9 protein-coding genes and 1 pseudogene are annotated in these 12815 nt (G+C 72.3%); 3 read left to right on the top strand and 7 right to left on the bottom strand.

The window, feature by feature from the left end; genetic code table 11:
- Nucleotides 1-13: 13 nt before the first annotated feature.
- Nucleotides 14-2182 (top strand): annotated as a pseudogene (locus HNR21_RS17200) (glycoside hydrolase family 35 protein); the annotation flags it as partial.
- A gap of 238 nt (nt 2183-2420) precedes the next feature.
- Nucleotides 2421-2813: a beta galactosidase jelly roll domain-containing protein gene (locus tag HNR21_RS36635; protein WP_376766627.1), complete on the top strand. Its 393-nt coding sequence runs from the start codon at nt 2421-2423 to the stop codon at nt 2811-2813.
- A 277-nt stretch (nt 2814-3090) separates the two neighbouring features.
- On the opposite strand, the gene HNR21_RS17205 is transcribed toward HNR21_RS36635, so the two are convergent.
- From HNR21_RS17205 to HNR21_RS17230, 6 genes are all read right to left on the bottom strand, one after another.
- Nucleotides 3091-4104 (bottom strand): LacI family DNA-binding transcriptional regulator, encoded by a 1014-nt coding sequence (locus HNR21_RS17205; RefSeq protein WP_312881071.1) that lies wholly within the window; start codon nt 4102-4104, stop codon nt 3091-3093.
- Nucleotides 4105-4150: 46 nt separating this feature from the next.
- Nucleotides 4151-5581, bottom strand: coding sequence for a GH1 family beta-glucosidase (locus HNR21_RS17210; protein ID WP_312881072.1), 1431 nt, complete (start codon nt 5579-5581; stop codon nt 4151-4153).
- On the bottom strand, nt 5578-6486 hold the full coding sequence (locus tag HNR21_RS17215; RefSeq protein ID WP_198679276.1) for a carbohydrate ABC transporter permease: 909 nt from the start codon (nt 6484-6486) through the stop codon (nt 5578-5580). Before HNR21_RS17215 ends, HNR21_RS17210 begins: the two co-directional genes overlap by 4 nt.
- Nucleotides 6483-7460 (bottom strand): carbohydrate ABC transporter permease, encoded by a 978-nt coding sequence (locus tag HNR21_RS17220; protein ID WP_182705993.1) that lies wholly within the window; start codon nt 7458-7460, stop codon nt 6483-6485. Before HNR21_RS17220 ends, HNR21_RS17215 begins: the two co-directional genes overlap by 4 nt.
- An 80-nt stretch (nt 7461-7540) precedes the next feature.
- Nucleotides 7541-8854 carry an ABC transporter substrate-binding protein gene (locus HNR21_RS17225; RefSeq protein ID WP_182705994.1) on the bottom strand — a complete coding sequence of 438 codons (1314 nt, stop codon included), beginning with the start codon at nt 8852-8854 and terminating at the stop codon, nt 7541-7543.
- 204 nt (nt 8855-9058) lie between these two features.
- A complete protein-coding gene (locus HNR21_RS17230) occupies nt 9059-10339 on the bottom strand; it encodes an ABC transporter ATP-binding protein (RefSeq protein WP_182705995.1) in 1281 nt (426 codons plus the stop codon).
- 164 nt (nt 10340-10503) lie between these two features.
- On the opposite strand from HNR21_RS17230, the gene HNR21_RS17235 reads away from it, so the two are divergent.
- Nucleotides 10504-11724: a glycoside hydrolase family 6 protein gene (locus tag HNR21_RS17235; protein ID WP_220500195.1), complete on the top strand. Its 1221-nt coding sequence runs from the start codon at nt 10504-10506 to the stop codon at nt 11722-11724.
- 52 nt (nt 11725-11776) lie between these two features.
- Here HNR21_RS17235 and HNR21_RS17240 read toward each other — a convergent pair whose 3' ends face one another.
- Nucleotides 11777-12814: a LacI family DNA-binding transcriptional regulator gene (locus HNR21_RS17240; RefSeq protein WP_182705997.1), complete on the bottom strand. Its 1038-nt coding sequence runs from the start codon at nt 12812-12814 to the stop codon at nt 11777-11779.
- Nucleotide 12815 lies beyond the last annotated feature (1 nt).

The raw sequence follows: 12815 nt of genomic DNA on the forward strand, positions 1-12815 counted from the left end.
CCGGCACTCGCTCATGGTCGCCGGCCGCCGCGTGCTGCTGTGGTCCGGCGAGTTCCACTACTTCCGGCTGCCCAGCCCCGACCTGTGGCGCGACGTGCTGGAACGCATCCGGGCGGCCGGGTTCAACGGCGTCTCGCTGTACTTCCACTGGGGCTACCACTCGCCCAGGCGCGGCGTGTACGACTTCACCGGCGTCCGCGACGTGGACCGGCTGCTGCGCCTGACCGAGGAACTCGGCCTGTACGTGGTGGCCCGGCCCGGCCCGTACATCAACGCCGAGACCAGCGGCGGCGGCTTCCCGGCCTGGCTGAAGAACGTGCCCGGCCGGGCGCGGTCCAGCGACCCCGGATACACCGCCGCCTACCGGGAGTGGCTGGACCGCATCAACCCGATCATCGCCCGGCACCAGGTCACCCGGGGCGGCTCGGTCATCGCCTACAACGTCGAGAACGAGTACGCCGCGGGCACCGACCCTGCCTACATGGAGGACCTCAAGCGGCGGGCCCGCGCCGACGGCATCGACGTGCCGATCACCCACAACCAGTGCTGCGACGCCTCATGGACCCCCACCTGGGCGTCCGGCGAGGGCGCGGTGCAGATCCCCGGCGTGGACGACTATCCCCAGTCGTTCGAGTGCCGGCGGCCCGGAACGTGGGGCGCCTGGGGCGAGGGCGTCACCGAACGGCTCAGCGACGAGGCCCCCGTCTACGCGGCCGAGTACCAGGCCGGGGCCATCGACCTCAACAACGCCGGCTATGACAAGTGCCGCGAGCTGACCGGCCCGGAGTTCATGAAGGTCTACTACAAGTCGAACCTGATCACCGCCGGGGCGACCATGTTCGGCTACTACATGTCGTTCGGCGGCACCAACTGGGGCTGGCTCGGGCAGCCCAACGACGTCTACACCTCCTACGACTACGGCGCGGCCATCACCGAGAACCGGCAGCTCACCGCCAAGTACGACGAGTTCAAGCGGCAGGGGTACTTCGTCACCGGGGTCGCGCCGCTGACCCGTACCGACCCGGTGACCGCGCCCGCCTCCAGCAACCCGGCCGTGCACACCGAGGCGCGCGCCAACCCCGGCACCCGCACCCAGTTCGTGCTGGTCCGGCACGCCGACCGGCGCACCGACGCCGACGAGACCGCCACCCTCGCCTGGCGGACCCCCGACGGCGACCGCACGCTGCCGGTCCGGCTCAAGGGCCGCGACGCCAAGATCCTCGTCGCCGGGTACGACCTGGGCGGGCAGCGGCTGGCGGTGTCGACCTCGGAGATCATGACGCACGCCGCGATCGGCGGCCGGGACGTCGCGGTGCTGTACGGCACGGAGGGCACCCCCGGCACCACCGTGCTGCGGTACGCCTCCCGCCCCACCGTCAAGGTCCTCGACGGGGAGGCGACCGCCGCCTACGGCAACGGCGACCTGCGGCTGGACTACACCCACAAGGGCCTGACCCGGGTGCTGGTCACCGGCGGCGGCAGGCGTCCGCTGCTGCTGATGCTGGGCACCGACGCCGAGGCCGCGAAGTTCTGGCGGGCCTCGACCGCGGCCGGGCCGGTCCTGGTGCGCGGCACCTCCCTGGTCCGCTCGGCGACCCTGACCGGCGGCGCGCTGGCCCTGCGCGCCGACCTGGCCCGCACGGAGAACGTCGAGGTGTTCGCCCCGCCCTCGGCGCGGCGGCTGACCGTCAACGGCCGGCACGTCCCCGCCACGGTCACCGCGAGCGGATCGCTCACCGGTGCGGCCGCCGGTCCCGAGCGGGTCCGGATCCCGCAGCCGGCCCGCTGGAGCGTCCGCACGGAGGCGCCGGAGGCGCGCCCGGACTTCGACGACTCGGGCTGGGCGGTGGCCGACAGGACCACCACGGTCAGCCCCATCAAGCCCGCGTCGGGGCCGGTCCTGTACGCCGACGACTACGGCTTCCACCACGGGCACGTCTGGTACCGGGGCAGGTTCACCGCCACCGGCGAGGAGACCGCGGTGTCCCTCAACGCCATCACCGGCCGCGGCGGCGTCTACCAGGTGTGGCTGAACGGCCGGTACCTCGGCTCGGCCGCGGGCGGCACCCAGGCCGACGCCGACGCGCCGGTCAACCCCCGCCCCGGACCCGGCCGCTTCGCCGTTCCGGCCGGGCTGCTGCGCGCGGGCGAGCAGGCCGTGCTGTCGGTGCTGGTCGGGAACATGGGCCACAACGACGACTGGACCGCCGACGACGTCCGGCACAAGCAGCAACGACGACTGGACCGCCGACGACGTCCGGCACAAGCAGCCGCGCGGCCTGGTCGCCGCGTCCCTCGAAGGGTCGGGAGCGCCGATCACCTGGCGGATCCAGGGCGCGCGGGGCGGCGAGGACCTGCCCGACACGGTCCGCGGCCCCCTCAACAACGGCGGCCTGTACGGCGAGCGGTCCGGCTGGCACCTGCCCGGCCGCGGCGACCGTTCCTGGTCTGCGGGGTCCCCGGCCGACCGGCGGGTCGGACCAGGTGTGACCTGGTTCCGCACGTCGCTGCGACTCGACCTGCCGGAGGGCCACGACGCCGCGCTGACCCTGCGGTTCGGCGGGGGCACCGGCCGCCACCGGGCGCTGATCTTCGTCAACGGCTGGAACATGGGCCAGTACGTCGGCGGGGGAGTGCAGCGCGACTTCACCCTGCCCGCCGGGGTGCTGCGGCACGACGGCGGCAACACCCTGGCCCTGGCCGTCGTCGCCGAGGAGGAGTCCACGGTCGGGCCGGTGAGCCTGGCCCCGGTCGCCGTCCATCGAGGCGGGGTGAAGGTGCGGGCCGTGCCCGCCCCGGGCGCGGGCGGCTGACGGAGGGAGACGAAGAGACCGGCCCGCGGCGGATGAGCCGGAGCCGCCGGGCCGGTCGTACCCCTCGTCACAGACGGCCGGTGCGCCCAAAACACCAGAGGACCAGAGCGCATCCGCCGTCCGACATGATCAGCCTAGGGACGATCGGTCCGGACGGCGGAGGCTCTTAAGGCTCCGTTGAGCTTCTTCTAGGAGACCCCTAAGGCGGGTCGGACGACCGCGGCGAGGATCGTCCGGCCCGCCCTCGGAGATCCGGGTCGTCCACCGGGCGGACGGGTCAGGCGGACTCGCGCACCACCAGCCGGGTGTCCACGATGACCGCGGCGTGCCCGGTCCGCTCGCCGCGCATCCGGGCCACCAGCAACTGCACCATCTCCCGGCCCATCCGCTCGGTGGGCTGGTGGACGGTGGTCAGCGGCGGCTCGGCGCGCCCGGCGGCCGAGTCCTCGAACCCGACCACCGCCACGTCGTCGGGCACGTGCCGGCCGGCCGCCCGCAGCGCCCGCAGCGCCCCCAGCGCCATGTTGTCCGACGCCACGAACACCGCGTCCAGCCCCGGATCGCGGTCCAGCAGCTCCCGCATGGCGCGGTGGCCGCCCTCCTCGCTGAAGTCGGCGTAGGCGACCAGCTCGGGCAGGTCGCCCAGCGCCCGGCGGTAGCCGGCCAGCCGGTCGATGCCCACCCCCATGTCCTGCGGCCCGGCGATGGTGGCGATCCGCCGCCGGCCCCGGCCCACCAGGTACGCCACCGCCTGGTAGGCGCCGCCCTCGTTGTCGGCGTCCACGTAGCTGACCTCGCCGGGGTCCTGGCCGACCGGCCGGCCGCCCAGCACGGTGGGGACCCCGTGCCGTTCCAGCAGGACCGGCAGGGGGTCCGCCTCGTGCAGGCTGATCAGCATCACGCCGTCGACGTGGTGACCGGTCAGGTACTGCTTGAGCCGGTCGTGGTCGCGGGCCGACCGGGCCAGGGTGAACATCAGCTGCAGCCCGGTGTCGTTGAGCGCCGAGCTGATGCCCCGGATGATGTCGGCGAAGTACGGCTCGGCGAACAGCCGCTCCTCGTCCTCCGACAGCACCAGCGCCACCGTGTCGGTGCGCCGGGTCACCAGCGTCCGGGCGGCCCGGTTGGGCACGTACCCCAGTTCCTCGATCGCCGCCTGCACCGCCTGTCTGGCCTGCGCGCTCACCCGCGGCGAGCCGTTGATGACCCGCGACACCGTGCCGCGGCCCACCCCGGCCAGCGCGGCCACCTCCTCCAGGGTGGGGCGCGCCTCCGCCTTGGCGCGCCTCACCCGCTCCGACCCCTCACCGTCTATCGGCCCCTTCACCATGACGCGGTCAGTCCGGCAGTCCGCCCCGCCGGATCGTCCGTGCGTACCATCGGGCGCTCGCCTTGGGGATGCGCCGCTGCGTGGCGTAGTCAACGTAGACCAGCCCGAAGCGTTTGGAGTATCCCCACGCCCACTCGAAATTGTCCATCAGGGACCAGGTGAAGTAACCCCGCAGCGGTATGCCCGCGTCGATGGCCCGGGCGCAGACCCGCAGATGGGCGTCCAGGTAGGCGATCCGCTCGTCGTCGCGGACCGCGTCGTCCGCGTCGAGGACGTCGTCGTAGCCCGCGCCGTTCTCGGTGATGTAGAGCGGCACCGCCGGGTACTCGCGGTGCAGCCGCGCCAGCACCTCCAGCAGCCCGTCGGGGTCGACCTCCCAGCCCATCCCGGTCACCGGCTTGCCCTGGCCGACGAACCGGACGTGCTCGGACCCCACCCACGGCGACACCGTCGAGAACGGCGACGACACCGCCTGGGTGGCGTCGCCGGGCCGCCCCGACACGGTGTGCCGGGTGTAGTAGTTGATCCCCAGCAGGTCGTTGCGGACGCCGACGACCCGCATGTCCCCGTCCTGGACGCAGTCGGCGAACCCGAACGGCGCCAGGTCCTCCAGCAGGTCGTCGGGGTAGCGGCCGAGCAGCAGCGCGTCCAGGAAGAACCGGTTCTGCAGGCCGTCGATGCGGCGCGCCGCGTCCAGGTCCTCGGGGGTGTCGGCGGCGGGGGAGACCGCGTACAGGTTGACCGCCGGGCCGATCCGGGTGCCCGAGCGCTGCCCCCGCATGGCCTCGACCGCCAGCCCGTGCCCCAGCAGCAGATGGTGCGCGGCCTCCAGCGCGGCGGCCGGTTCGCGCCGGCCGGGCGCGTGCTCGCCGGAGGCGTACCCCAGGTAGGCGGCGCACCACGGCTCGTTGATCGTCATCCAGTTCGACACCCGGTCGCCGAGCGCCCCGTGCGCCAGCGCCGCGAACTCGGCGAACCGCAACGCGGTGTCGCGCTCCGGCCAGCCGCCCTTGTCCTCCAGGGCCTGCGGCAGGTCCCAGTGGTAGAGGGTGATCCACGGCTCGATCCCGGCCTCGAGCAGCTCGTCGACCAGCCGCCGGTAGAAGTCCAGGCCGCGCTGGTCGGCCGGGCCCGTCCCGGACGGCTGGATCCGCGGCCACGACAGCGAGAACCGGTAGGCGTTCAGGCCGAGCCCGGCCATCAGCGCCACGTCCTCGCGGTAGCGGTGGTAGTGGTCGACGGCCTCGGCGGCGGTGTCCCCGCCGAGCACCGCGCCCGGGGTGTCGCAGAACGTGTCCCAGATCGAGCGGCCCCGGCCGTCCTCGGCGACGGCCCCCTCGATCTGGTACGCGGAGGTCGCCGCACCCCAGCGGAAGTCCTGCGGGAAAGGGGCCGTGGCCGGTTCCCGGATCTGCGCTTGCGTCTCGTGTGCTGTCACGCCTTGACCGCGCCTTCCATGATCCCGCCGATGATCTGGCGGCTGAAGATGACGAAAACGATGAGCAGGGGCAGGGTGGCGACCGTGGTCCCGGCGAAGACCAGGGTGTAGTCCTGGAAGTAGGCCCCGTTGAGCTGCCGGATGGACAGCTGCACGGTGGGGTTCTCCGGGGTGAGCGCGGCCAGCGGCCACATGAACTCGTTCCAGGTCTGCATGAAGGTCAGCAGCGCCAGCACGCCGGCCGCCGGGCGCAGCGCGGGCAGCACGACGCTCCAGTAGATGCGGAACGTGGAGCAGCCGTCCACCCGGGCCGCCTCGATCAGCTCGTCGGGCACCGCCTGCTGGGTGTACTGGCGCATCATGAACACGCCGAACCCGGTGATCAGGAACGGCAGGATCACCGACTGCAGCTCGCCCTGCCAGCCGAACCAGCCCATCATGATGTAGAGCGGGATGATCCCCATCTGGACCGGGATCATCATCGTCGCGATCACCGTGAGCAGCAGCGCGTTCTTGCCGCGGAACCGCAGCTTGGCGAACGCGAACCCGGCCATGGTGGCGAACAGCACCGTGGAGACCGTCACCGCGCTCGCCACGATCGCCGAGTTGACCAGGCCCTTGGCGAAGTAGGCCTCCTCGGCGGCGAACACCTCCGACAGGTTCGAGCCCAGCTCGCCGCCGGGCAGCATCGGCGGCGGCACGTCGCCGACGATGTCGTTGCCGCGGGTGGCCACGATGATCATCCAGTAGACCGGGAAGATCGACAGCACCAGCCCGACGATCAGCGTGATGTAGGTCAGCGGGCTGGCCTCCCACAGCCCGCGCATCCGGCCGGTCCGCCGGGCGGGTCTCGAAGGCCCGGCGCCCCGGGATCCGGCCAGGTCGGGACCGGCCACCAGCGTCATCGCACGCCTCCCATCCGGCGGATGAACATGAAGTTGACCAGCGAGAACACGATGATCAGCAGGAAGATCATCCAGGCCACCGCGGCGCCGTAGCCGTAGTCGTCGTTGGAGAACGCCGAGTCGAACATGTACATGGCCACCGTCTGGAACTGGCCGGTGGAGCCGCCGTCGGTGTCGCCGTTGTCGAACAGCACCGGCTCGGTGAACAGCTGCAGCCCGCCGATGGTGGACACGATCGCGGTGAACAGGATGGTGGGCCGCAGCATCGGCACGGTGATCTGCCAGAACTGGCGGCGCCGCGACGCCCCGTCGATGGCCGCGGCCTCGTACAGGTCCTTGGGGATGGCCTGCATGGCGGCCAGGTAGATCAGCGCGTTGTAGCCGGTCCACCGCCAGTCGACCATCACCGAGATGGCCACCCACGACCACCAGCGGTCGGACTGCCAGGCGATCGGGTCCACCCCGACCAGCCCCAGCAGCCAGTTGACCAGCCCGAAGTCGGTGTCGAACAGCTGGGTGAAGACCACCGCCACCGCCACCGTGGAGGTGATCAGCGGCATCATCATGCCCACCCGGAACAGCGTGCTGCCGCGCAGCCGCCGGTTCAGCGCGTTGGCCAGCAGCAGCGCCAGCAGCAACTGCGGCACGGTGGCGATGACGAACATGCCGAGGGTGTTGACCACCGCGTTCAGGAACGCCGAGTCGCCCAGCAGCTCGGTGTAGTTGCGCAGCCCGATGAACTCGTCCTTGCCGCTGGCCAGCTCCCGGTCGCGCAGCGACATCCACAGCGTGAACAGCAGCGGGAACGCGCCGAACACCGCGAACACGAGGTAGAACGGCGAGATCAGCAGGTAGGGCGAGATCTTGATGTCCAGGCGGGACAGCCGGGCCCGCACGCCCCGGTCGGGGGGCGGGGCGGAGGCGCCGGCCTTCGCCCGCCGCCGGGTGGGCGCCGGGCGTACGTCCAGACCCATGGGATGTCCTTTCAGGGGTCGAGGAGGGCTCCCCCGCCCGGGCCCCCGGTCGCGCGGCCGGGCGGGGGAGCGCGGCGTGACTAGTCGGAGACCCCGCGGGCCTTGTCGACGCCCTCGGTCCAGGCCTGGCCGGGCTGGGTCTTGCCCTCGCCGACCGCGACCAGGACGTTCTCCAGCTCCTGCCGGACGTCCTCGTTCTTGGGCCCGAGGTGGACCGGCTTCACCTGGGAGGCCGCGTCACCGAAGATCTTGCCGACCGGCGCGTTGTTGAAGTACGGGTTGGACGCCTGCGCGACCGCCGGGTCGGAGTAGAGCTTCGGCGAGGACGGGAAGGTGTTGGCGGACTTGAACGCCCCCAGCTGGCCCTGCGGGCTGGTCAGGAACTTGGCCAGCTCGGCGGCCTCCTTGGGGTGCTTGGTCTGCTTGGGCACCGCCAGCCAGGAGCCGCCCCAGTATCCGGCGCCGCCGGGGATGCCGGCCACGTCCCACTTGCCCTTGCCGTAGTCTCCGGAGTACTCCTCGATGCCGCCGAGCATCCAGGCCGGGCACGGCACGGTGGCGAACGCGTCGCGCTTGAGGCCGGTCTGCCACGGCGGGGTGAAGATCTGCATGTTGGCGGTCAGCTTCGCCTGCTGGAACTTCAGCACCGTGTCGAACGCGGTCTTGACGGCCGGGTTGGAGTCGACGACGAAGTTGTTGCTCTTGTCGAAGTAGCTGTAGCCGGGGCCCTTGCCGGCCTCCTGCAGCACGGTCACCCGCAGCAGCGCCTGCGGGCCGTCCAGCCACTTGGTGCCGGAGACCTTGCCCTGGAACTCCTGGCCGCGCTTGAGGAAGTCGTCCCAGGTCGGCCAGAGCTTGGTGACCTCGTCGCGCTCGGTGGGCAGACCGGCCTTGGCGAACAGGTCCTTGCGGTAGCACATGCCGAGCGGGCCGATGTCGGTGCCCAGCGCCATCAGCTGCTTGCCGTCCGGCGTCAGGCCCATCTGCCACTTCCAGTCCAGGAAGTTCTCCTTGAGCGCCGCGCCCCCGTGGTCGAAGAGGTTGACGAACTTGTTCGCCTGCTGCATGTAGGTGGGCAGCAGGCCCTCCTCGATGGCCACCACGTCGCCGGCGCCGCTGCCGGTGCCGATCCACCGCTGCAGCTGCGGCTTGTAGGTGTCCAGGTCGGAGACCTTGCGCGAGCGGATCTTGATGTTCGGGTGCTGGGCCTCGTACTGCTTGAACAGCTCCTCGTATCCGAACTCGCCGAAGGTGTCGACGGTCAGCGTGATCTTGCCGTCGGCGCCGCCGTCGTCGTCACCGCCGCAGGCGGTGCCGGCGACCATGACGCCGGTCAGCACCGCGGCGAGCGCGGCGAGCCCGCGCCCTCTCCGCGAACGTCTCGGAGAACCCATTGCGGACCCCTCTCAGGTCTTTCCTCGTCAAGCCGGCGGGTCGGCCGCCGAACCGGTGTGGGAGCGCTCCCACAGGAAAGACGGTGAGCTGGGTCACTGTCAATCTCCCGAAATGCAACCGTTACCTGAACGGGCCGGGCGGATCCGCTGCGCCGCCTCCGCCGCTGCGGTGAACGCCCCAGGTCACAGGGGTCGTGGCCGGGTTCAGCGGGAGACCGGGTCCACCCGGCGGCCGTCCTTGCCGAAGACCAGCACCCGGTCCAGGTCCACGGCGAGGTGGACGTCCATCCCCGGCGTGTACCCGTCCCGCGAGTGCAGCCGGGTCAGCAGCTCGGCCCGGCGGTGCGCGCCCACGTGCGGGGCGGGCCGCTCGGCCGGAACGCGCCGTCCCGCCCCGCCGCGCAGCAGCGACAGCGCCCGGCCCGCCATCCCGGCCGGCCGGGGGACCGCCCCCACCGGCTCCGGCTCGCGCCGCCGGCTCACCGTCGCCGGATCCACCACGGTCACGCCCGCGTCGATGTGCGCCAGCCACTCGTGCCCGTGGAACTCCAGCGTGCGCAGATGCCCGGACAGCACCGCGCCCAGATGGGGGTCGCCGGTGGGCCGCAGCGCGTCGGACCGGATGCCCACCACGACCTCGTCGGCGTGGTGCGAGGCCAGGTACTGGGCCCGCGGGTCGGTCCACGGGAGCACCAGCCGCTGCCGGCCCAGATGCAGCTTCACCCCCTCGCCGGCCACCGCCTCCACGGTGGCCGACAGCAGGTTGATCGGGGGCGCGCCCAGGAACGCCGCCACGAACGCGGTGGCCGGGTTCTCGTAGATCTGGGTGGGGGTGCCCACGTCCTCCAGGAACCCCTCGTTCATCACCGCGATCCGGTCGGCCAGGGTCAGCGCCTCGACCTGGTCGTGGGTGACGTACAGGGTGGTCACGCCCAGCCCGCGCACCAGCCCGCCGATCTCCAGCCGCAGGTCGTTGCGCAGCGCGGCGTCCAGGTTGGACAGCGGCTCGTCCATCAGGAACAGCGAGGGCTCGCGGATGATGGCCCGCCCCATGGCCACCCGCTGGCGCTGCCCGCCCGACAGCGTGCCGGGCAGCCGGTCCAGCATCTGCTCCAGGCCCAGCGCCCGGGCCATCTCGGTGACCCGCTCGGCGGACTCGGCCGGATCGGCCTTGGCCATCTGCAGCGGGAAGCCGATGTTGCCGCGCACCGAGCGGTGCGGGTACAGCGCGCCGTTCTGGAACACCATGGCCACGTTGCGCTCGCGCGGGGTCAGCTCGTTGGCCGGGCGGCCGTCCAGCCAGATCGTCCCGCCGGTGACCTCCTCCAGGCCGGCCACCATGCGCAGCGTGGTGGACTTCCCGCAGCCGGAGGGGCCGAGCAGCACCAGGAACTCCCCGTCGGGAACGGTCAGCGACAGTTCGGCGACCGCCCGCTGACCCCCCGGATAGACCTTGCTGACCGCCTCCAGCACCACTTCGGACATCTGGTGTTTCCTTCGTCGACCGGCCCCCGAGCTGTGATGTGAACCACAAGTACATCCAGTGGACGGTGGATTGTCCACCCTGCCGGGGCTTGACAACCTTTCCGCCTTGCCGGGAAGCTCCCAGGTGGGAGCGCTCCCATCCACCCCCGCGAAGGGAGCACCACGTGAGGAGCACACGCCTGCGCGCCTGTGTCACGGTGCTGGCCGCCTGCACGGCGGTCACGGTCTCGGTCACGGGCCAGGTCCCGGCCGCGCACGCGCACAGCGACGGCAACCCGCTCGACGGCAGGGTCCGGTTCTACGTGGAGCCGGACACCAACGCCGGACGGCAGGCCGACCAGTGGGCCGCCGAGGGCCGCACCGAGGACGCCGCGCTCATGCGGGCCATGGCGAAGATCCCACAGGCCGTCTGGTTCACCAAGGGCACCCCCGAGGAGGTCGAACGCGAGGTCCGGGCCACCATGCGGCAGGCCCGCAAGCAGAACGCCGTCCCCGTCCTGGTCGCCTACTACGTCCCGGGCCGCGACTGCTCGCAGTACTCGGCCGGGGGAGCGCCCAGCGAGCAGGCCTACAAGGAATGGATCGACGCGTTCGCCCGCGGCATCGGCGGCGGGCGGGCCGTGGTCGTCGTCGAGCCGGACGGCCTGGCGCTGCTGTCCAGCGAGCCCTGGTGCAACGAGGGCGGCGGCGGCAGCACCGGGCGGCCGGAGGACATGAGCCTGGTCGAGCAGCGGTTCCGGGAGATCGACCACGCCATCACCACGTTCTCCCGGCTGCCGCGCACCGGCGTGTACGTGGACGCCGGGCACTCGGCGTGGCAGGCGCTGAACGACTACGACGCCGGATACGGCGAGCCGCGCGCCCAGCTCGGCATCGTCAGCCGGCTGATGCGCGGCGGCGTCGCCAAGGCCGACGGGTTCGTGCTCAACGTCTCCAACTACCGCGCCGACGCCGAGCTGGTCGAGTACGGCACCCGGGTGTCCAAGTGCCTGTGGCTGCGCAAGCGGACCGGGGCCGCCGCGTGCTCCGACGCCGACCTGGCCGCCGTGCCCGACGACGCCCGCGGCCTGACCCCGTTCGTCCTGGACACCAGCCGGAACGGGCAGGGCCACTGGACGGCCCCGGCGGGCAAGTACACCGATCCGCAGGAGTGGTGCAACCCGCCCGGCCGGGGGCTCGGCGTACGCCCGGGCACCCGCACCGGCAACCGGCTGGTCGACGCGTTCCTGTGGGTGAAGCGGCCCGGCGAGTCCGACGGCCAGTGCACCCGCGGCACCGCCGGGCCCGAGGACCCCGAGTACGGGGTCGTCGATCCGCCCGCCGGTCAGTGGTGGCCGGACTACGCGCTCGGCCTGGCGCAGCGGGCCGTTCCGCCGCTGCGCTGAACCGCGCACAGAGTGCTCCCGCGGGCTCCGAGGCGCCCGCGGGAGTCGCGCGTCAGACGTCGGCGACGGCCGACAGCTCGGCCGGCGCCGGCGCCGTCGACCCGCGGACCACCAGCTCGGGCCGGTAGAGCAGCTCGGTCCGCGGGGCCCTGGCGCCGCCGATCTCCTCCAGCAGGCTGCCCACCGCGGCCAGCCCCATCTCCCGGACCGGCTGGCGGACCGTGGTCAGCGGCGGGTCCAGGTAGGCGGTCATCGGGGAGTCGTCGAACCCCACCACCGACACGTCCTCGGGCACCCGCAGATGGCGCTGCCGCACCCCCCGGATCGCCCCGATGGCGATGATGTCGCTGCCGCAGCAGATCGCCGTGCAGCCCCGGTCGATCAGCTCCTGCGCGGCGGCCTGCCCGCCCTCCACGGTGAACAGCGTGTTGACGATCAGATCGTCGACGTCGGTGACGCCCAGGTGCTCGGCCATGCCCCGGCGGAAGCCCTCGGTCTTGCGGATGGACGGCACGAACCGCTCCTGCCCGACCGCCAGCCCGATCCGCCGGTGCCCCAGCGAGGCCAGATGGCCCACCGCCATCCGCAGCGAGGCGATGTCGTCGTTGGAGATGAACGGCGCGCTGATGTCCGGCCGGTAGCCGTTGATCAGCACGATCGGCAGGCCCCGGTTGACCAGCCGCAGGTAGCGGGCGCGGTCGGAGCGGGAGTCGGCGTGCAGCCCGCTGACGAAGATGATCCCCGACACGCCGCGCTCCAGCAGCAGCTCGGTGTAGTCGTCCTCGGTGATCCCGCCGGGGGTCTGCGTGCACAGCACCGCCGTGTAGCCGGCCAGCGCCAGCGCGTTCTCGATGACCTGGGCGAACGCCGGGAAGATCGGGTTGGTCAGCTCCGGCACGATCAGCCCGATCAGCCCGGCCCGCTGCTGGCGCAGCCGGGCCGGGCGCTCGTAGCCGAGCACGTCCAGGGCGGTGAGCACGGCCTGGCGGGTGGCCGGGGCGACCCCCGGCTTGCCGTTGAGCACCCGGCTGACGGTCGCCTCGCTCACCCCGGCGTGTGCGGCGATGTCGGCCAGGCGCATCACGGCCATA

Source organism: Thermomonospora cellulosilytica, from assembly GCF_014138835.1.
GTDB classification, from domain to species: domain Bacteria; phylum Actinomycetota; class Actinomycetes; order Streptosporangiales; family Streptosporangiaceae; genus Thermomonospora; species Thermomonospora amylolytica.